The sequence below is a fragment of the Paraburkholderia sp. CHISQ3 genome (genome assembly GCF_030464945.1).
GTDB lineage: Bacteria > Pseudomonadota > Gammaproteobacteria > Burkholderiales > Burkholderiaceae > Paraburkholderia > Paraburkholderia megapolitana.
In genome coordinates, this window is sequence record NZ_JALPRG010000006.1 from 25,157 (window position 1) to 45,237 (window position 20,081).

The window sequence follows — 20,081 nt, forward strand, 5'->3', positions numbered from 1 at the left end:
CGGGCGGTGGTGTCGACGGTTGCCCGATTGCTAACGGAAGCGCTCACCCGGGCGGCCTGGTCAGCAACCGCACGCATCGCCACAACCGACGTACGTGGCTAACCGGGACCGCCGCGGCGTTAGCCGCCGCATGGTTCGCGCCGCACGCCCTCGCGTTAACCTCCACGACAGTCGCACCGGAAGCCGACGCACTATCGGCGGCACAATCGAACGCATTCCGCGCCTGGTTCGCCCGCATCGTCGATCAGCAGATGCGCCGTGGCCCAACACCGCGCTGGACCCAGCGCGACTGCGCGGGCCTCGTGCGTTTCGCCGCCGGCGAGGCGCTGAAGCCGCACGACACACGCTGGCTGCGCGCCAACGGCATGAGCGATGCAACCGACGCAAGCAGCCTGCCGCCCGAACTGCAACTGACACTCACGCAACGCTCGCTCGCCAACCGCTGGACGCGTATCGATGGCAGCACCGGCGCCTACGCGTCGGCGATCGCACTGATTCAACTGAATAGCCGTTTTGTCTCGAAGGACGTGAACCAGGCGCTGCCCGGCGACCTGCTGTTCTTCGACCAGGGCGACGACCAGCATCTGATGATCTGGCTGGACCGCTACATCGCCTATCACACAGGCACCGTCACGCCGACCGATACCGGTCTGCGCGCGGTCGCCGTTTCCGACCTGATGCAATGGAAAGACTCCCGCTGGCAGCCGCTCGACGGCAATCCGAACTTCGTGGGTGTGTTTCGTCTGGCCTTCCTGACACCATGACCTGCCATTACGCTCCTGTCGATTCCGCTTCCCGTCATCCGCGCTTGCGTGCGGTCCGCGCACTTGTGCTTAGCCTCACGCTCAGTCTCGTGCTGGGTCTGACGCTGGCGCTAGGCAACGCCGCGCCCGCCCGCGCCGACGACACCGCCGCTTCCGCCGACGACACCAACATCGCGCAGAATCCGACGCTGCAGCCCGCGGCGCCGAGCGGTTTCGAAACGCAGAAGATCGACGGTCAGCCGTTCTTTCTGCTCTCCGACGCGAGCTTCGGCAGCGACCAGCTCGCGCAGGTCCGCCTCGAAGCACCGGGCCGCGAATTCAAGGATCAGCTGGCGGGTTATGGCGGTGCGGACATCGTGGTCTACCGCGTGCCGAAGCCGATCGAATTCCTGAAAGCGCAAAAGAACCTGCATCGTCTGAACATCGCCCCGAACTATCAGGGCGAGGGCCTCGCGAATACGCTCGCCTACCTGTGGGACCGCTGGATTACCGAAGCGCGGCGCGCGTGGCAGCGCGTGCTGTCGTTCGCGACGCGCAGCAAGGCCACCGAGTCCGAGCCGCAGCTCAAGCTCGGCGATCAGTTGGCGCAACCGAGCCACTTCGCGCAGAACATGCAGTTCGCGCCGCTGAAGGGCTACGACCTCGTCGGGCGCTTTCGCTATCCGATCTGGGATGCGAAGACGATCCAGCCGCCCAAGGGTGTAGAACTGGCCGGTAGCAGCAGCAACTTCATCGAAGCGAGTTCGGGCAACGTGATGATTCCGGTCGGCAAGCTGCCGCCTGGTCTCTATATCGTAGAAGCGATCATCGGCAACTATCGCGCGCATACGCTGCTCTTCGTGTCCGACACGGTCGCGGTTGTCAAGGCGGCGTCGAGCGGCATGCTCGTGTGGACCGCGCGGCGCGACAACGGCAAGCCCGTGCCCAATACGGCGGTGAGCTGGACCGACGGTGTCGGCGTTCTGCAAAGCGGCAGCACCGGCAACGATGGCGCGCTCGCGCTCGACCACGTGAGCCCCGAGCGTAGCTATGTGATCGGCAGCGATCCGGCCGGCGGCGTGTTCGTGTCGGAGAATTTCTACTACGACAGCGAGATCTACAACACCAAGATCTACGCGGTCACCGATCGTCCGATGTACCGCCCCGGCGACCGCGTGTACGTGAAGTTCATCGGTCGTACGTTCCAGAACGCGACGCAGTCGTCCGCTCCCGCCGAGGCCGACATCAAGCTCGACGTGCTCGATCCGAGCGGCTCGCCGATCTCGACCTCGACCACGCATTTCGCGTCGGACACCGGCGCTCAGGCCACGTTCACGATTCCCGCCGATGCCACCGCCGGCGGCTATACGCTGCGCTTCGATTACAACGGCGATATCTATGGCAGCGCGTTTCGCGTAGCCGAATACGTGAAGCCGCATTTCGACGTCAACCTGTCGATGGACAAGCCCGACTACGCGACCGGCGAGGCGCTGCACGGCAAGATCCAGTTGCGCTATCCGGACGGCAAGCCAGTGAAGGACAGCAAGATTTCGGTGACGTTGCGCGCGCAACAGGTGACGATCGTCGATGGCGAGCTGCGTTATGCGGGTCTCTTTCCGGTGAAACTCGAACAGCAGGAACTGGAGACCGATAGCGACGGCAACGCGAGTCTCACGCTGCCGGCCGCAAAAGAGCCGAGCCGCTACGCGCTGACATTGTTCGCGCGCGACGGCGCCGCCTATCGGGTACGTGTCACGCGCGAAGTGCTGATTGCGCGCGGGGTGACGCCGTATCGCCTCGCCGCGGCGAAATCGTTCTCGCAGCCGAAGGAGCGCGTCGATTTCACACTGCAGGCGCTCGGCGCAGTCGATCCGTCCGCGCACGCGCCGGCGAAATGGGAATGGGTGCGGCTTGAATCGCAGACGCACAGCGAGGGCACGATCGGCAACGCGAAGGCCGGCGGTACGGTGACCATTCCCGTGCAGTTCGACGAGCCGGGCTCTTATATGCTGTCGGTGAAGGACGACACGGGCAACCTGCTAGGCGCAACGAGCCACTGGGTGGCCGGCGACGGCGTGAAAGCGATACCGGGCAGCGTCGAGATCGTGTTCGATCGCGATCGTTACAAGATCGGCGATACGGCCGAAGCGCTGATCACGTTCCCGCAACCCGTCGACGACGCGTTGCTCACACTCGAGCGCGACAAGGTCGAACATCGCGCGTTGCTCACGTCGGGAGCGGACTGGTTGAGTCTGCAACGCGTCGCGCCGTCGCAATGGAAGGCGCGCATCAAGGTCGATACGAACTTCGCGCCGAACATGACGTTCTCGGTGCTGTACGTGCACGCAGGCGAGTACGTGTTCCAGAACGCCGGCATCGTCGTCGCGCAACCGACCATCGATCTCGAGGTGAAGAGCGACAAGCCGGTGTACGGCCCAGGCGACACCGTGACGCTCGACCTGACCAGCGCGATGAACGGCAAACCGCTGCCCGCCGATCTGACGGTGAGCGTCGTCGACGAAATGGTCTACGTGTTGCAGCCGGAAATCGCGCCGAGCATCGTCGATTTCTTCTATCACCCGCGGCGTAACAACGTGCGCACGTCGTCGAGCCTGTCGTTCATCACCTACGATCTCGCGCTGTCGTCGCTGCGCGGCGCGCCGGGTGGACCGCAGCGCGAGCGCTATAACGAGCGCGGCGTGAAGGTACTTGAGCGTCCGCGCCGCGACGATCAGGATACGGCGGCGTGGGAGCCCGATCTGAAGACCGACGCAAGCGGTCACGTGAAGATGACCTTCAAGATGCCCGATGCGCTCGCGCGCTGGCGCATCACGGTGCGCGCGGCTTCGGCCGACGGTATGGTCGGCCAGCGCACGGCGTATGTGCGTTCGGACAAGGCGCTGTATCTGAAGTGGAGTGGTCCGGCGCATTTCCGCGCGAACGACAAGCCGTCCATCGACATGCTGGCCTTCAACCAGGCCAATACCGACGTCCAGGCGGACTGGATCGTCGACGGGGGCGGTTTGTCGGTGAACCAGAAGGTTACGTTGAAGCCCGGCGCGAACTATCTGAAGCTGCCGGTTGTGGCGATGAAACCCGGTGTCGTGGATGCGACCTTGCGTCAGGGTGGCAAGGATGTCGACCGTTTGCAGACATCGATCGCACTCGATGCAACCGGCTGGCTCGATCTGCATCAGACGCCAGTCGCGCTCGATGCCGCAGGCAAGCCGTTGAATCTCGCCGCCGATGCCCAGGATGTCAGCGTGCGGTTGATGTCGAGCGGTGCGAGCCAGTTTGCGCGCGTGGCCGACGACCTGATCGCGTATCCGTACGGCTGCGCCGAACAAACTTCGAGCCGGCTGATTCCGCTCGCCCTCGCGCACGATGCGTTGAGTCGCGGCGGCAGTGCAAGTACGAGCGCGACGCAAGGTGTCGAAGCGCAGCTGCGCAATCAGCGCCAGCGGCTCGCGCTGCTTGCGGGCGTCGGCGGTACATTCGGCTGGTGGGGCGATACGACCGGCGGTAGCTCGCTGATCACCGCCTACGCGTACTACGCGGACTGGCTCGCCAGTCGCAGCCTCGCGATCTCGCTGCCCGCGGACAACTGGCAGCACGCGATGGACGTCTATCGCGATGCCGGCGCAAAAGAACCGCTGCTGCATCGTGCGCTCGCGCTGTGGTTCATGCAGCAGATGGGCCTGCCGGTGACGACGCCGCTCTCGGGTGTCGCGCAGCAGTTGATGCAGGCACAGACGTCGAAAGATACGGCGACTGCTAGCGGTCCTGGCTTCGGCCCGGAAGACAGCATCGTGTTCGCCAACCCGGACAGCGCGCGCGGCACCCAGCTCGCGCTCGTACTGACGGCCTACATGGCGCGCAGCGCTGCCGGCGTGCAGTTGCCGGATGGCTTCGACGGCGCGGTGTCGGCGGCACGCGGCGCACTTGCAACCGATCCCGCGCCGCTCGTGCAAAGCCTGCTCGTGATGACGGGCGCAACCGGTGGTTCGGGCGCCGACGGCGCGGCACCGGTCGACGCGGTCGCGCTGCTCGCAAAAAGCAGCGCCTCGTATCCGACCTTCGACCGCGCGTTGACGTTACTGTGGTTGCGCAAGGCATTGGGCGGCGACGCCGACAGCACGCCGCTACCGGAGCTGCAGGGCGCCGGATGGCAGCGCAACACGACGCCGACCGGCGCAGCGGTGTGGAAGTGGACCGGCACCGGTTTGCCGCAGTCCGTCGATGTCGGCGCAGTGCGGCCCGACGTCACGGCGCTCGTGTCGTACCGCAGCCGCGCGGCCGACACGAGCCGCCTGCCGGTGACCGTCGAGCGGCATCTATACAAGCTCGTACCGTCCACGCCGGCCGCCACCGACAAGAAGAACGCCAAGAAGAGCGACACGAGCGACGCAGACGCCGCCGCACGCTTCACTTTCACCGCCGAAGCCGTGAAGCCCGGCGACGCGCTCGACAGTAACGCGCTCTATGTCGACGAGGTAACGCTCACACCGCCCGCGAACACGGCCTACCAGTACGGTCTGCTCGAAGTACCGCTGCCGCCGGGCGGCGAAGTCGAGGCGACGAGCTGGGGCATCAGCATCGATGGCTTGCCGGGTCCCGCCAGCGAGGGCGGCAGCGGTCCGCAGCCGTTCCAGCGCGCGGTCACCTATGAGATGGGCGAGCTGAACTACCATCAGCCGGTGCCGCTGCTCGACCGCCGCGTCGCGTTGCGACAGCTCGTGCGCTTCGGTTTGCCCGGCACGTTCGTCGTGCCGCCCGCGCGCTACTTCCGCATGTATCAGCCGGATGCGAAGGCGTTCGAAGGCGGCAAGAGCGATCGTCTGATCACGATGAAGATCGGTTGAGCGAGACAGCGATGACATCGGTCCTGCGCGACACGCGTTCCCTGCTGGCCGGCACGATGCGGCCGGTCAGGGCGTGTGCGTTGGCATGGGTGTCGATGCTGGTGCTGGGGGCTGGGGGGCTACATCCGGCCGATGTGTTCGCCAGTGCAGCGGCACACGCCGAGGCGAGTGGCGTCGCGCACACGCCTCGCGTTGCTGCCGTTGCTCCTGTCGATCCAGCACCGGGTTTGGTGGATGCAAGCGACACAACCAGTCAGGCTAGCCTGCCCGCAACGAACCGCATGTCACGCAGCGGTTCGAAACCATTCGCAGAACCGCTACAGTTCGCCTGGCTGCGCGACGGGCGCGCGCAGTTCTGGCGTATCGACAGCCGCGGTACCGTCGGCGATCAACTCTCGACACAGGCCGCGCAACCGCTACCCGCTACCGTCGAAACACCGCTAGGCAGCGTGTGGAAACTGTTTGTCTATGGCTACCTCGTGGATCGCGGTATCGCGACGCCCGATTACAACTGCACGGGCGGCGATCCCGAAGAGGTCTATTGCTGCATGACGGGTGGCCACATCGATCGAGAGCGTGCGCTGGTGCAGTCGTGTGGGCTCTTCTTCGAACCGGCGCGTCTGCACATCGACGCCACCGACTGGCGCAAATACTGGAGCGCAGCCGGCGCGCCCGCATGGCTGCGCGATCTGCGCGCATTGCAGCCTGCGCAACGGGTGGCCGTTGCCGATCTGCTGGCGGCGCTGCAGGCGATGCCCGCACGGCCACGCGAGGCCGCTTCGAGCACACTGATCTCGGTGCTCACAAGCGGACGAGGCGAGGGCACCGTTGCGCTGTACGGCAGCCTGCTGCGCGCAAAAACCTGGACGATGCCGGACCCGGCGAGACCCGGTGCTTCGATCGGTGGCGCGGCGGGCTGGCTTGCCGATGGCAGCCCTGTCTGGCTCGGTGGCCCGGGCGGTAGTGCGCGCGTGCTGGCCTCAGCAGCGCCGCGTATTGCGCCATTGCTCGCGCAGACCATCGTGCCGGACGACGCGGCCTGCGTCGTCGTCGATTTCTTCACGCGTTACCCGGTGCGTGAAGTGCTGCCCGTGCAAGGTAGCGCTGCTGTGCCCGACGGTCCGCTGACCGGCGCCTATCGAGTCGGTTTTGCGAACGGCAACTGGCTGCGCATCGAGAGCCGCAGCGAGCTGTTGCTGCAGAGCGATCCTGGTGTGGCGCCGCGTATCATCGGCCGCTTCGGAATGAACGATTACATCGCGCGGGTCGTCGAGCGCGAAGGCGACGCGCGCGACGAAGAGGCCGCGAAAGCACTGGCGGTTGCCGCGCGCAGCTATGTGGTCCAGCACGGCACGCGTGAGCGCGGCTGTTTCCGCATCGACGACAGCAGCAGCACGCAGCGCGTGCTGGCTCATCCGGCGAGCGCGGGCGCCCGTCGTGCTGCCGATCTCACCGATGCGCTCGTGCTGACCGGGGTCCCGGTCCAGTATCACCACGACAAGGCCGCGGCCGGCCAGATGAGCTGGCTCGACGCGAAGGCTGCCGCGCAACGCGGCCTCACGTTCGATGCAATCCTCGCGCGCAGCTGGCCGCAGGCCACGCTGACGTCGTTCGAAAGTCCGCTCGCTGGCGATTGCCAGCCGGTGGCCGGCGCGCGCGAATGGCTGCAGCGCAACGCATCGCTGTGGGCGCGGCGGCTTAACGACGAACCTGGCTACGAGACGCCCGATCTGCCCGCGGTCTGCGCAGTGACGGACGGCCGGCCGTATGCGGATGCTCAGCGCAACCGCGTGTACATCCACCGTCTGCGCAGCGAGGACGACCGCATCGCACTCGCGCACGAATATATTCACCTGGCGTTCCAGCATCATCCGCGTGGACTCGATGAAGGATTCGTCGAGCGGACGGCGCGTGCGTTGATCCGCTCGGAGGCGACGGTCCAATGAAACCTGTACTCCGCTCCACGATGCGATCGTTGCGCCGCCGCACCTGGGTGGGTGCGCTGCTTGCCGCTATGTTGCTGATACCGGCGGCGTTCGCCGAGAAAGCGCAAAACGTTGCGACAGAGACCGAAGGCGGCGCGCTCGCCGATCTCACCGACGCGTTCAACGGCTGGCGGCACAGCGGGTTGACCAACGAAGGTGAGCGCTTCGTCGCCGCGTATCCGCGACCACCGGTCGATCGCGGCGAGCAGCGCTTTCGCACGTTGATCGAAGGGCGGCTGAAGCACTTCGACAAGAACGCCCGCAAGCCGCCGACGCTCGTCGTCAACGGCACGCCCACACCGCTCTACACCGACGACGAAGGGAATTTCGCGCGCCCGTGGGCCTTCGGCGCAGGATCGAACAGCCTCGAGATCATCTCCGCCGACGGTAAAACGCATCAGCGCATGCAGTTCTACGAAGCGGACACCACCAGGCCGCAGGCGAAGCTGCGCGCGATCGTCACGTGGGACGATCCGCATGCGCAGGTCGATCTGCACGTCATCACGCCCGACGGTCTGCACGCATTCTTTGCGAATCCGACCTTGTCCGACGGCAGCGGCTTCGATGTGGATTCGGTAGACGGCGCGGGACCGGGCATTTTTTCGTCGGCGGCGCCCGAGCACGGTACGTGGCTCTTCTTCCTCAACTACTGGGGCAACTTCGATTCGACCGGCTATAACTTCGATGCGACCGCGCACGACCGCGACGTCATCACCGCGCGTCTCACGCTGGTGTTCAACGAAAATACGCCGAACGAGCGCCGCGAAACGATGGTCGTGCCGCTGCGCAAGATCGGCGATCTGCAACTCGTCAAGAGCGAGCGACTTTAACTGCGACATGGAACAGCAATGATGGATGCCCGCCCCTCGCGATGCATAGGATGGATAGCCGCCGTGCTGCTGCTTGCCGGCGCTTGCGCCGCGCAGGCAGATGACGTGGAGTTCAGCACGCCGGTGAATGGCTGGCGCAATACCGCCGGCGACACCTCGCGCTATACGCAGGATGTGCACTATCCGGCGGTCGCCGTCACGACGCCCGAAGGTCAGTCGGCGTTTGCGATGATCTCCGGGCAGATTCGCTCGACGCCGAAAAGGACCAATGGCGGGGGGGCGGCGAAGAACGGGAAGAAAACGTCGGTGGCGACGATGATCGTCAACGGCACGGTGTTGCCGCAACGTGTCGAAGAAGACGGTAGCTTCTCGCGCCCGTGGGCGTTTGCGGGCGGCAGCAACAGTGTCGAGTTGCGCACCGCGGATGGCACGAGCAAACGCATCCAGTTCTACGACGCGTATTCGAACAAGACGCGGCCGCGGCTGCGTATCGTGCTCGCGTGGGACACCGATGGCACCGATCTGGATCTGCACGTTGTATCGCCGGATGGTGTGCATACGTTCTACGGCGACCGCGTTGCGCCGAACGGCGGTGCGCTCGACGTCGACGTGACGACCGGTTACGGTCCCGAGATCTATTCCACCCCCGCGCCGCTGCACGGCGCGTATCTCGTCTATGTGAACTACTACGGGCAGGGCGAGAGCGGCGCCGACATGACGGTCGCGCAGATCACGATCATCACCGACGAAAACACCCCGAACGAAAAGAGCGAAACGGTTGTTGTACCGATGCGCAAAGCGGGCGAGCTGACGCTCGCGAAGAAGTTCGTCATACCTTGAGTGAAAAAACCAGTAATCGAACAGGGGAAACACGATGGACCAGAACGCGGGGCAACGGCCGTTACTCACTTACGACGGCAATATCGGTGAGCTGTACGGCATCTTCATCAAGAACCTGCTGCTGACGATCGTCACGGTCGGCATCTATCGCTTCTGGGCAACCACGGCGCTGCGACGCTACGTGTGGTCGCGGATGCGCTTTCAGGACGAACGCTTCGAATACACCGGGACGGGCGGCGAGCTGTTCAAGGGCTTTTTGCTCGCGATGGGGATACTGATCGGTGCGATGATCGTCGCGTTTGGGCTCTCTGCGATCCTTAGCAAGCTAACCGGGAGCGCGGCACTAGGAATGTTGCCGGTAATCGTGCTGTATGCGGCGATCGGCGTCTTCGCGGCCGGTGCCTATTTCAGCGCGCAGCGCTATCGCCTCAGTCGTACGGTGTGGTGCGGCATTCGCGGCGGTATGACCGGCTCGATGATCCGCTACGGTGTGCAGGCGCTGCTCTACGGTCTGCTGTGCATCGTGACGCTGTTTCAGGCGGTGCCGTGGGTGACCGTGCGGCTCGCGGAACGTCGCATCAACGCGAGCAGCTTCGGCAGCGAACCGTTTCGCTTCCAGGGGCAGGCGGGTCCGCTCTATAAGGCGTTTCTGCTGAGCTTCGTCGGCATCGTCGTATGGGGTGTCGTGGTTGGTATTCTTTTCCTCGGACCCGCGATATCGTTCTTCTTCGCGCAACTCGGCGGGGAGCGCCACGTGCCGACCCGGCTGATCGTTGCCTTGTTCTCGTTCTACCTGCTGTTTATCGTCGGCGCGCTGCTGATGCGCTGCTACTACATTGCAAAAGTGAGTCAGCACATTGTCGGCAACACGACGCTGGGTACACAGCTGCGCTTCGGGACGAGCATCACCGGGCAGCGTTTGCTCGTCATCGTGATCAGCAATCTGGCGATCGTCGTGTTCACGCTCGGTCTTGGTTTCCCGATTGCGCTGAACCGTGTGATGCATTTCATCGCCGATACGCTACTCGTGGAGGGCAAGGTCGATCCGCAGTCGCTTGGCCAGAGTAACGTCGCGGCGCCGCGCACCGGTGAGGGCGCGCTGAATCTTCTCGACCACGGCGGCGGCTTCTGAGCACCGATCGCCCGACGCGCTACTACGACGGCCGCAGCGCCGCGGCGCATGCCGCGACGCTTGCGTGGGGCGCGACGCACCTGTCGATCGTCGGCACGGACGGCGAACTCGCGCGCTGGCTGCTGACGGATGTCGTCGTCGGCGAGGTCGATCCGGACGGCGTCGTCATACTGTCGTGCAAAGGCGAAGCGGCGCGGGTGCTGGTCGATGCGGCGGCGCTGCCGGCTTCGATGGAACGTCGTCGCGCGCCCGCGTTCGGCTGGCTCGCATGGTTCGGCGTCGGACTTGCTGCGCTGGTGGTCGCGTTTCTAGTGATCGTGCGTGTACCCGCGCTTGCCGCAGCGCTCATTCCGGCGCGGTTTGAAAACCGCCTCGGCGACACGGTAGAGGCTTCGGTCGTGCATCGACATCGGGTGTGCACGGGTGCTGCGGGGCAGCAGGCGCTCGAACAGCTCGAAGCACGTCTTGCGCATGCCGCGGGCATCGGGCAACCGGTGCGGCTCGTCGTGGTCGACGATGCGCGGGTCAATGCGCTGACGCTGCCCGGTACGCGGATGATCGTCATGCGTGGGCTGATCGAGCGGGTCGGCAGTGGCGATCAACTGGCCGGCGTGATGGCGCACGAGACGGCGCATATCGCGCATCGTGACCCGATCCGCGCGCTCGTGCGCAGCACGGGCATCCGGCTGATCAGCGTCGCGGTCGGCGTGAATATCGGCTTTGTGGATATGTCGTCGTTTGCGGGGCAACTGGTGCGGTTGTCGTTCAGCCGCGAGATGGAGAGCGCTGCCGATCACGATGGCGTTGCTTATCTGCAGGCGAGCGGTTTGCGCAGCGACGGGCTTGCCGCGTTTTTTGCGATGCTCGGCAAGGGCGATCACGATGAGCGCGCGGTCACGTTCTTTTCCGATCATCCGGGTACCGCCGAGCGCGAGGCGAAGAATCGCGGGTCGGCGCTGGGGGAGAGTGCGTTGACGGCGCAGCAGTGGGAGGCGGTGCGGGGGATGTGTGGGAAGTAGTGGGGGGGCTGCGTTGCTTCGAAGCACGCAGTTCGTTTCCTTTTGCTGCTCCAGCTGACGTTCGAGCATAGATGTCCGGTGCGACGGTCCGAACCGCTTCACTACCGATGCGCAGCATCCTGCAGATGCTCGCGGCCATGCTGTGCTTTGCGATCGTCGATGCGCTCGCGAAAGCGGTCACCACGCACTACCCGGCAAACGAAGTCACGTTTTTCCGGATGATCTTCGGCCTCGTGCCGGCACTCGTGCTAGCGCGGCACGCGACGGGGTCGCGGAGCCCGTGGCGCCCCCATCATTGGCGGCCCCATATCGAACGCGCCATCGCGCTGATGGCGACACTCGGCCTGTTCTTTGCCGGACTACGTCATGTGCCGTTGGGCGAGGCAGTGGCGCTCGCCTATACGGAAACGCTCTTCATCATCCTGCTTGCTCCGCTCGTTCTGAAGGAGGCGTGGCGTCGTCGCGACTTGCTGTCGGCGACTTTCGGTTTCGCGGGCATCCTGCTGGTGGTGCGGCCGTGGGGTGAAGCGGCCGGCGCGCCGTTCAATCTGACGGGTCCTGTGCTTATCCTGCTCAGCGCGCTGTGCGGTGCGTTGTCGGTGATTCAGATCAAGCGTATCGACGCCGCTGACGATCCGAGTCTGATCGTCCTGTATTCGACGCTGATCGGCACGGTCGTCACTGGCTTCTCGCTGTTGCTCGCCTGGCGCACACCTACGCTCGCGCACCTCGGCATTCTCGTGCTGCTCGGCGTGGCCGCGGGTACCGGTCAGCTGCTGATGACAATGGCGTTTCGCCATGCCGACGTCGCGATGCTCGCACCGTGTAACTACACGAGCATCGTGTGGGCGACGCTGTTCGGTTATGTGATCTGGGGGGAGTCGATCGGCTGGTTGTCGTTTGCCGGGATTGCGCTGATCGTCGGCAGTTCGATCGCGGTGGCGGTGCGTCGTCAGGATACTGAAGGACCTGTCGTCTGACCCGGTTGTGCCTCCGTGCTGCCGTGCGACGGGCACAGCGACGAATCCTCGCAGGATCAGATACTTGCCGACATCGTGCGCAAGATATCCACAGCCTTGCGCACATTTTCTGTTGATAACCCTGGCGGCTCATGTCTGTCGCAAAATGCCGGCGGGCACCATCCAGAATTGATCCAGAAAGCGTTCAGAATTCCACGCTGAGAGATGCCCAGACGCGGATCTGGATACAGTATTATCGACCGCTAAACGGGCGAGGCGAGTGGCATCCGACGCCCGTTTTCGCCTCGTGCAGGGAGATAGGTATGAATGGGTTTTGGGCTTCGACTGGCATTCCGATCATCGCGTACGTGTGCGGGCTCGGATACGCGATTTATCGTTCAGTTCGGCCGAAACTCGGACGGTTTCCCGTCGGGAGTCGGGTGATCTGGATCTCATGCTGTTGCGTGGTGATTTTCGGAACGCTGGCGACGGTGTGGTCGGCCAAAACTGCACCCGATGCTCCGGCATTGACGTCAATGGGGATCACTCTGGCAACACTTGGCATCGCCTGGGCGATCGGTGGGGCTTTATTGCACGTCGTCTCGACAGCGCTTGGCTATCTGACCAGGCGTTTGCGGTCGGCCAGCCCTTGATTGGAGCGCGTACAACCCATTTCCCGACTCGAGCCAGACCAACATTTTTCCATCGATAAACTGCCACGGTTCCAGCGAGGTTTTTGCTGTATTCCGCGCCCCCCGCACCAACCGCACTACAATGCACGCACTCCGACGTCACGCACCTGTTACCCGTTTGTCTCAATCATGCCCGTCTCGTTCTCCCGTTTCGCCGCCACGTGCGCCCTGCCGGCGCTCACCGCACTGACCGCGCTAGCCGCCTGCAGCACCGCCCCGCAACCGAAGTTCCAGCAGGAACTGTTCGATACCGGCTCGAGCCCGTACACGCACAATTTCAACGCGAGCACCGCGGATACCTGCGAAGGCGCGCGCCGCGCGTTGCTGAGCCAGGGCTACATGACGACGATGACGCGCACCGATACCGTCGACGGCACGAAGAATTTCCAGCCGAATGGCGATTCACACATCGTTGTGGAATTTCACGTGGTGTGTACGGCGGGCGTGGAAGCTGGTAATACGAGCGTGGTCTATGTGAACGCTGTGCAGAATGGCTACGCACTGAAGAAGAGCGATACGTCTGCAAGCGTCGGGCTGAGCATACTCGGCTCGGTGTCGCTGCCGATTCGCTCGAACAACGACGAGATGGTCAAGGTGTCGAGCGAGACGATTCCGTCCGGTCAGTTCTATGACCGCTTTTTTGCGTTGGTCGGCCACTACGTGGAGAACGTCGTGCACGCGGCGCCGGTGTCGAGCGAGCGTATCGATGCGCGTCCGCTGCCAGGCGGCGATTTGCCGGGTGTGCCGCTCGCGCCGGTGATGCCGTCTGTACCGGCAACATCGGGTACGCCGGGTGCGCCCGTGACTTCGCCTGCACCGCTCACGCCGCTTCCATCGCTTGCACCGCTTGCACCGTCGAAGCCCGCGGTGCCGGTCGTTCCCGCAGTGCCGATTGCATCCGCGCTACCTGCGAAGCCTGCAGCAGCCACGGCGCCCGACGCGCTCAACACTCCCACCGCCCCCGACCCCATCGAACGCGCCATACAAGCGGCCCAACCCGCGAGCGCCGCTGCCGCGAGCACCGCACCCTGACGCAAAACCTGCGCGCATCGCCAATTCGCAGCAACACCACGATGCTCCATTGCATCAATCACTTGCCGCGAACCCGTGGAGGATATCCACAGCCTTGCGCACATTTTCTGTTGATAACCTGCTAACCCATCCGCCAGTGCCCGAGCACCGGCAAACCATACGGCCGATGCAACCACACATGCGCGGCGACAAACCACGCCGCACCCCACGACGCCCCGACGATCAACAGATCGCAGCGCCCGCTGTTCCACCAGTTCAACGAATGGCGTCCGGCGATCCACGGAACGCCTAGCGGGTTGGGCCAGTCCGCGAGCAGATGCATCAGTCCGCCGCACGCAAAGCCGAATGCGGCCGCCGCGAGCGGATGATGAAAGCCGGCGAATTTCCACGAGACCACAAGCAGCGCCACCCAGCCGATGCCCCAGTGCGTGACGGTGCGATGCGTGATCCACAGTCGGCGCGAACGCGACCACCAGGCCACTTCGAGCCAGTCGGGTGCGGTGCCGCCCGCGATGGCGGCCGCGAACGCCAGCAGCGCCCACAGATGCCATGGGCCGCTTGCGCCGGCCTGCACGATGAGCGCAGAGGCGATGACGCCGGCAGCCCAGCCGGTCGCGTGATGCGCGTTATTCGATGCCACGGAGACGGATGCGGATTCAGCGCAGGTCTACTACTGCAAGCTCAAGCGCTTTCACGCGACGCAGCGCGCGATCGCAAAACGCACATCGGTTTCAGGCGGATCGTCCGAGTCGCCTTCCGGGTGCATGACCTTGACCGTGGTGCCCTGGGCCGACGGTGTCAGCCAGACGTAGTACGCGCTCTTCGAGTGCGAGCCGATGGAGAGCATCGTGACGCCGCCCTCGGTCGACTTCCGCACACGCGACAGACGGCCGTCGAGACAGCTCGCGATGTCCTCGGGGGCGCGCTGCGACGACACGTAGAGCATCGGCGGTTGCGACGCGAGTTGCGGCGGCGGGGCGATCGGAGCGGACCCGCAGGACGCGAGCAGGACAGCGGCAGGAGCAAGCAGGAGGAATCGTTTCATGAGCAGGGCGTTGGTGGCGATGCGTGGTCCTGGTAGACCGTCGGCATGCAGTTCGGTTCAGTGCGGCTAGATGCAGCATATGTGTTGCATGCATCTAGCAGGCCGTCGCGTGACGAAGAGCCCGCAAGTAAGTGCACTCGCAATGCGTCGTCTCGCGCATGCCCGGCGGCGAAAACTGTTGCGAGGCAGTATACCCGCGCGATCTGCCACCCGCGGGCACAGAAAACTTTAGCAACAAAAAAAGCGCGCGCATGACATTGAAGTCATGCGCGCGCTTTGTCGACGCAACGCAACGCTACGTCGATACAGCAGGCCAGGTCCAGACCCAGCCCGCAGTCTTCCTTAGAAGCGGTGACGCAGGCCGACAGCAACAGCCGTCTGGTTAGCAGTCGACGACGGCGACAGCGTGTTGATCGCTGCGATGTTCGAGCCGAAGTTGCCGAGTTCACCCGAAGCGTGCTGGTACACGCCTTCGACGTACACGTCGGTCCGCTTGCTGAGCGAGTAATCGCCCGTCAGCGAAACCGTATGCCACTTCGGATCGCCCGAACCGTCGCCGGAGAACTTGCCGTTCGTGAACGTATACGCTGCCGCGAGGCTCAAGGCAGGCGTCAAAGCATACTTGCCGTTGATTTCGTAGTTGTCCATGTGCAGGTTCGCACCCGACAGGCCACCGAGGAACGTCGTGCCGCCCGAGCTGATGCCTTGCATGCCGTCCAGCTGCGTGTGCGTGTACACGAGGCCGACCGTCGCCGGGCCGTATACATAGTTCGCACCGATACCGTACGTACGTTGCAGGGTGGCCGCGATGTTCGCGCTGCCGCTACCGGTATTCACCGCACCGTTGGTGTTGGTGCTGCCCGAGTTGTTCAGCTGCAGGTAACCTGCGGCAACGCTCAACGGGCCGTTGTCGTACGACGCGCCGGCGCTCCATGCGCGGTTGTTCGAGAACTGGCCGGCATCGTTGCTGAAGCCGTACAAGCCGCCGAAACGCAGACCCGAGTAGTTCGCGCTCGTGTACTTGACCGAGTTGCTGATCGAGAACGAGTTGTCGAGGTTATCGTTGTCGAACGGGTGGCCGGCGAGGTTGTTGCCGTAGCCCGCGCCCGCAGCCGACAGCGGCGCCAGATAGTCGACGACGGAGTCGTACTGACGGCCGAGCGTCACCGAACCGTACTGGTCGCTTTGCAGACCGACAAACGCCTGACGGTTGAACGTCGTGCCATTCTGCGAGTAACGGCCGTTGTTCAGGTTGAAGCCGCTTTCCAACGTGAAGATCGCGTGCAGACCGCCACCGAGATCTTCGCTGCCGCGCAGCCCGAAGTACGTATCGGACAACGCGCCGCTGCCTTGTTGCCAGTTGCTATGGCCTTGCGAGTTGTTCGAGTAGACGAGGCCGGCGTCCAGCGTGCCGTACAGCGTGACGCTGCTCTGTGCATGCGCGGCGGCGGCCGTGAGTGAGCCCAGGATGCCCGCGACGATAAGGGTTTTTTTCATATTTCAACTCCGAGAACAGTGCATAGGGAATCGCACTTCAGCGCACACCGCTGATGGCGCAGGTTGCCTGACGATTCGCAGCGAAGTGTATTCTCAACAGGAGGTTCTTTAATCGCGAGTTAAGCAACAATGCATTCCAGTATCAGGAATAGCGGATTTAATCCACGTAAGTGCGTGTGAATAAAGAATTTTTCTGAATTGCAGTGGATTGCACCACGGCATGTCAATCGATTAGTTGTTGCGCGAGTGCTACGAAAGGGTCGGAGCCCTTGTCCAGTAAGGCTGAAAACTTACATACCGTTACTGCGATTAATGTGAATTTAAGAAATGAACTGTTCCACTTTATACGCTCGCCGATAGCGATTTAAGAGCCTAGAATTCGTCTTGCCCCTTGACCAAGGGTAGTCTTTTTCATCTTTATTGCGCGGCTTCCAGCCGCGCTTTTTTTCGTCTGCGATAATTAAATCACGAATAGGTTCCGGAAAAAAGTGAAATAGATTTTTTCACAAAATGAATAGAATGAGGGGGCTTATCCAGTGGGCATAGGGGGCGGTTCGTGGCTGCGGGGCGGGTAGAATTGCGCGTTCGCGCTGAGCCCAGCCCGACGAAATGAGTGAGCCCGAATGACCGACGCACCTGACACGACTGATGCACCCGACACTCCCGACACCCCTGATACGCAGTTCGATGCCCGCCTGTGGCGCAACGGCGGCTGGACCGCCCGCGTGGTGAAGAACGAAGACGACGACGGCTGGGCTGTCGAAATGATCAAGGACGGCGAAGCGGAACCGGCACTCGTCGGGCCGTGGACGATGGGCCGAGACAAGAAAAACCCGAAACCGCTCGATACCTCGGCGTTCAACACACTCGTGAAGACCGCTTCCGAAGTCCTGCGCCGGCATGAGCAGCAACGGCACGCGCAGTTGCACAAGCGGGTCACGGTGGAATCGGCGGAAGGCGAGATCCTCGTTACGCTCGACATCGTCCCCGACGAGGACGACCCTTACGCGCTATTGACTGCGTTCGATCCGTTCGGCGAACGGCTCGCGCAGGCGCGTGTCGCACCGGGTTTCAAGCTCGCTAAAGAGAATGCGGCTGCGTGGGTCGAAGGCGGCTTCGGGCGCCCGCGCTGATTGCGTCAGCCGCGCTGGCCGTGCAGGTCATGCTGGCGAAAAGCTTTCTGAAATATTAATAAATACTGTCAATATACTTTCATATTCATTTCGTACAGTCCTCGCACCATAGCGGCGCGAGCGACAGCCATGCTGTTCCAGGCCCGGGCCGACTATGCATCGACCCACGCTACCTACAATCCTGGACCAACACGCCATGGCAGAGCAGCTCGACCTTTCCCGCCGCAAGGCTCTGAAACTTCTCGTCGGCGCACCGATGCTGCCGCTCGGCGGCGGCATCGCGTCGTCGGCGCTGCTGGCGGGCTGCGGCGGCAACGATCTCGCCGCGACGCCTGCGCCGAAGCCGGTCGCGAACTTCACCGCGGCATCGTTTAGCGCCATGGCCGCGCCGACGCTGGCTGATCCGGTCGCCATGGCGAAAACGTCGGTGGGCTCGACGCTGACCGCGCAGTTCAGCGACGGCAGCCGCCGCGCCTACACGCTCGCGTATCAGCCGTTCTTCACGACCGGCGATACGGTTGCCGACACGAAAGGCGGCACGATTCTCGCCGGCGGTTACTTCGATATCGGCGGCCAGCCGATCATCGACCGCTCGGTGGCGGGCAAGGAGCGCCAGTTCTTCTCCGACTGCCCGGACGGCAGCTCGCTGATCCGTCTGGACAAGCCGGTCGCGAAGGGTGTGAAGGGCAATACGGTGTTCGCCGTCGTGCAGTTCGAGTACGCGACGCGCGATCAGAGCCTTGTGTCGATGTATGGCCAACTGCCTTCGCCGATCGCCGTGCTCACGCTCGATCAGGACCCGGCCACCGGCAAGCTGACGCTGGTCAGCTATGCGAATGTCGATACATCGGGTGCACACGGGCTGTGGATTACCTGCGGCGCGAGCCTGTCGCCGTGGAATACGCATCTGTCCAGCGAGGAATACGAGCCGGACGCAGCGACGATTTCGACCAATAGCCAGTTCAAGAGCTTCAGCCGCAACCTGTACGGCGACGAAACGAAAGCGAATCCGTACCACTACGGCCATCTGCCGGAAATAACCGTGAATCCGGACGGCACGGGTACGGCCCGCAAGCACTATTGCCTCGGGCGCATTTCGCACGAACTGGTGCAGGTCATGCCCGATCGACGCACCGTGCTCATGGGCGACGACGCGACCAATGGCGGTCTCTTCATGTTCATCGCCGACAAGGCCGCCGATCTGTCGGCGGGGACGCTGTACGTGGCGAAGTGGGCGCAGACGTCGTCGGCGGGTGCGGGTTCGGCGACGCTCTCGTGGATCAACCTCGGCCACGCAACGAGCGCCGAGATCGAAGCGCTCGCGAACCAGCTCACCGCGACCGACATCATGGACGTCAAAACCAAAGACCCCGCGGATACGAGCTTCACGAAGATCAACTTCAACGGCACCTTCAACTGGATTCGCATCAAGCCCGGCATGTCGAAGGCCGCCGCGTTTCTCGAGACGCACCGCTATGCGGCGCTCGCGGGAGCCAGCATGGGCTTCACGAAGCTCGAAGGCACGACCGTCAACGCAAAGGACAAGGTGCTGTACTCGGCGATGTCGCGCATCGAGAAATCGATGGTGCGCGGTAATGCGGCATCGACCGATGTTGCAGTCGACCGGACCATCAGCGCCGGCGCGGTGTACGCGCTGAACCTGACGGGCGGCCAGCGCGACCGGATGGGCGTGACGATCGACAGCGACTGGGTGCCGGTCGACATGAGCGCGCCGGCCGCGCTAGTCGGCGAGGACCTCGCTACCGCCGACGCGCTCGGCAATACGGCGAACGCGGACAAGATCGCGAACCCCGACAACCTGAAGTATTCGGAGAAGCTGCGCACGCTCTTTATCGGCGAAGACAGCGGCATGCACGTGAACAACTTCCTGTGGGCGTACCACGTCGATACGAAGACGCTTGCGCGTGTGCTGTCGTGCCCGGCTGGCGCGGAATCTACCGGCTTGCACGCGGTCGACGAGATCAACGGCTGGACCTACGTGATGAGCAATTTCCAGCACGTCGGCGACTGGGAAAGCCCGCTGCACGACAAGGTCAAACCGACGCTTGATCCGTTGGTGCGGGCGAACTACAAGGACCGGTTCGGTGCTTCGGTCGGTTATCTGACCGCCACGCCGGCGGCCATCAAGTTGTGATGCGGAGCGCGCGGCGTGTCATGCGCCGCGCATGGTTTCGGCCAACGCATCGGATTGCCTCAATCGCGTGAAGCCTTTTGACGGCACTTCGCCCCTGTTGCGCGGGCCTGCGATGCGAAGCAGGCCGGCCGCGAAGTGTGTCGTCGACCCCTCCCTC

The 20,081-nt window shown here is 63.7% G+C and carries 14 protein-coding genes; 11 read left to right on the forward strand and 3 right to left on the reverse strand.

What is annotated here, in order from left to right; translation table 11 throughout:
• Positions 1-56: 56 nt before the first annotated feature.
• The 9 genes from M0D65_RS15215 to M0D65_RS15255 all read left to right on the forward strand — a co-directional run bounded on the left by M0D65_RS15215 (position 57) and on the right by M0D65_RS15255 (position 14,094).
• On the forward strand, positions 57-764 hold the full coding sequence (locus tag M0D65_RS15215) for a DUF1175 domain-containing protein (protein WP_266253774.1): 708 nt from the start codon (positions 57-59) through the stop codon (positions 762-764).
• On the forward strand, positions 761-5,605 hold the full coding sequence (locus M0D65_RS15220) for an alpha-2-macroglobulin (protein WP_266253437.1): 4,845 nt from the start codon (positions 761-763) through the stop codon (positions 5,603-5,605). The genes M0D65_RS15215 and M0D65_RS15220 overlap by 4 nt, the downstream gene beginning before the upstream one ends.
• Positions 5,606-5,886: 281 nt before the next feature.
• On the forward strand, positions 5,887-7,551 hold the full coding sequence (locus M0D65_RS15225; RefSeq protein ID WP_266253775.1) for a DUF2300 domain-containing protein: 1,665 nt from the start codon (positions 5,887-5,889) through the stop codon (positions 7,549-7,551).
• Between the two features lie 68 nt (positions 7,552-7,619).
• Entirely contained in the window at positions 7,620-8,420 is an 801-nt protein-coding gene (locus M0D65_RS15230; protein ID WP_266253776.1) for a YfaP family protein, read from the forward strand.
• A gap of 21 nt (positions 8,421-8,441) precedes the next feature.
• On the forward strand, positions 8,442-9,260 hold the full coding sequence (locus M0D65_RS15235) for a YfaP family protein (RefSeq protein ID WP_266253777.1): 819 nt from the start codon (positions 8,442-8,444) through the stop codon (positions 9,258-9,260).
• Positions 9,261-9,294: 34 nt separating this feature from the next.
• Positions 9,295-10,392, forward strand: a complete 1,098-nt coding sequence (locus M0D65_RS15240) for a YjgN family protein (RefSeq protein ID WP_266253438.1) — start codon at positions 9,295-9,297, stop codon at positions 10,390-10,392.
• A gap of 230 nt (positions 10,393-10,622) precedes the next feature.
• Positions 10,623-11,411, forward strand: a complete 789-nt coding sequence (locus M0D65_RS15245; protein WP_266253439.1) for a M48 family metallopeptidase — start codon at positions 10,623-10,625, stop codon at positions 11,409-11,411.
• A 71-nt stretch (positions 11,412-11,482) separates the two neighbouring features.
• The gene (locus tag M0D65_RS15250) at positions 11,483-12,391 is read left to right on the forward strand and encodes a DMT family transporter (RefSeq protein ID WP_266253441.1); all 909 of its coding nucleotides are present in this window, start codon (positions 11,483-11,485) and stop codon (positions 12,389-12,391) included.
• A gap of 800 nt (positions 12,392-13,191) precedes the next feature.
• A complete protein-coding gene (locus M0D65_RS15255; protein WP_266253442.1) occupies positions 13,192-14,094 on the forward strand; it encodes a DUF2242 domain-containing protein in 903 nt (300 codons plus the stop codon).
• A 121-nt stretch (positions 14,095-14,215) separates the two neighbouring features.
• On the opposite strand, the gene M0D65_RS15260 is transcribed toward M0D65_RS15255, so the two are convergent.
• The 3 genes from M0D65_RS15260 to M0D65_RS15270 form a co-directional block, all read right to left on the reverse strand.
• Entirely contained in the window at positions 14,216-14,734 is a 519-nt protein-coding gene (locus M0D65_RS15260; RefSeq protein ID WP_266253443.1) for a metal-dependent hydrolase, read from the reverse strand.
• A gap of 51 nt (positions 14,735-14,785) precedes the next feature.
• Positions 14,786-15,139: a hypothetical protein gene (locus tag M0D65_RS15265; protein WP_091015832.1), complete on the reverse strand. Its 354-nt coding sequence runs from the start codon at positions 15,137-15,139 to the stop codon at positions 14,786-14,788.
• A 342-nt stretch (positions 15,140-15,481) separates the two neighbouring features.
• The gene (locus tag M0D65_RS15270) at positions 15,482-16,636 is read right to left on the reverse strand and encodes a porin (RefSeq protein WP_091014837.1); all 1,155 of its coding nucleotides are present in this window, start codon (positions 16,634-16,636) and stop codon (positions 15,482-15,484) included.
• 623 nt (positions 16,637-17,259) lie between these two features.
• Between M0D65_RS15270 and M0D65_RS15275 the strand changes: the two genes are divergently transcribed.
• Both M0D65_RS15275 and M0D65_RS15280 read left to right on the forward strand, forming a co-directional pair.
• Complete coding sequence (locus M0D65_RS15275; RefSeq protein WP_266253444.1) at positions 17,260-17,769, forward strand: hypothetical protein; 510 nt, start codon at positions 17,260-17,262, stop codon at positions 17,767-17,769.
• A gap of 196 nt (positions 17,770-17,965) precedes the next feature.
• On the forward strand, positions 17,966-19,924 hold the full coding sequence (locus M0D65_RS15280) for a PhoX family phosphatase (RefSeq protein WP_266253445.1): 1,959 nt from the start codon (positions 17,966-17,968) through the stop codon (positions 19,922-19,924).
• The last annotated feature ends 157 nt before the right edge of the window (positions 19,925-20,081 follow it).

Excerpts from the sequence above, each read along its gene's own strand:
- M0D65_RS15230 (WP_266253776.1), top strand. The coding sequence starts at position 7,620 with ATGTTGCTGATACCGGCGGCGTTCGCCGAGAAAGCGCAAAACGTTGCG.
- M0D65_RS15220 (WP_266253437.1), top strand. The coding sequence starts at position 761 with ATGACCTGCCATTACGCTCCTGTCGATTCCGCTTCCCGTCATCCGCGC.
- M0D65_RS15270 (WP_091014837.1), bottom strand. The coding sequence starts at position 16,636 with ATGAAAAAAACCCTTATCGTCGCGGGCATCCTGGGCTCACTCACGGCC.
- M0D65_RS15225 (WP_266253775.1), top strand. The coding sequence starts at position 5,887 with ATGTCACGCAGCGGTTCGAAACCATTCGCAGAACCGCTACAGTTCGCC.
- M0D65_RS15275 (WP_266253444.1), top strand. The coding sequence starts at position 17,260 with ATGACCGACGCACCTGACACGACTGATGCACCCGACACTCCCGACACC.
- M0D65_RS15235 (WP_266253777.1), top strand. The coding sequence starts at position 8,442 with ATGGATGCCCGCCCCTCGCGATGCATAGGATGGATAGCCGCCGTGCTG.
- M0D65_RS15255 (WP_266253442.1), top strand. The coding sequence starts at position 13,192 with ATGCCCGTCTCGTTCTCCCGTTTCGCCGCCACGTGCGCCCTGCCGGCG.
- M0D65_RS15265 (WP_091015832.1), bottom strand. The coding sequence starts at position 15,139 with ATGAAACGATTCCTCCTGCTTGCTCCTGCCGCTGTCCTGCTCGCGTCC.
- M0D65_RS15240 (WP_266253438.1), top strand. The coding sequence starts at position 9,295 with ATGGACCAGAACGCGGGGCAACGGCCGTTACTCACTTACGACGGCAAT.
- M0D65_RS15250 (WP_266253441.1), top strand. The coding sequence starts at position 11,483 with ATGTCCGGTGCGACGGTCCGAACCGCTTCACTACCGATGCGCAGCATC.
- M0D65_RS15280 (WP_266253445.1), top strand. The coding sequence starts at position 17,966 with ATGGCAGAGCAGCTCGACCTTTCCCGCCGCAAGGCTCTGAAACTTCTC.
- M0D65_RS15245 (WP_266253439.1), top strand. The coding sequence starts at position 10,623 with ATGGAACGTCGTCGCGCGCCCGCGTTCGGCTGGCTCGCATGGTTCGGC.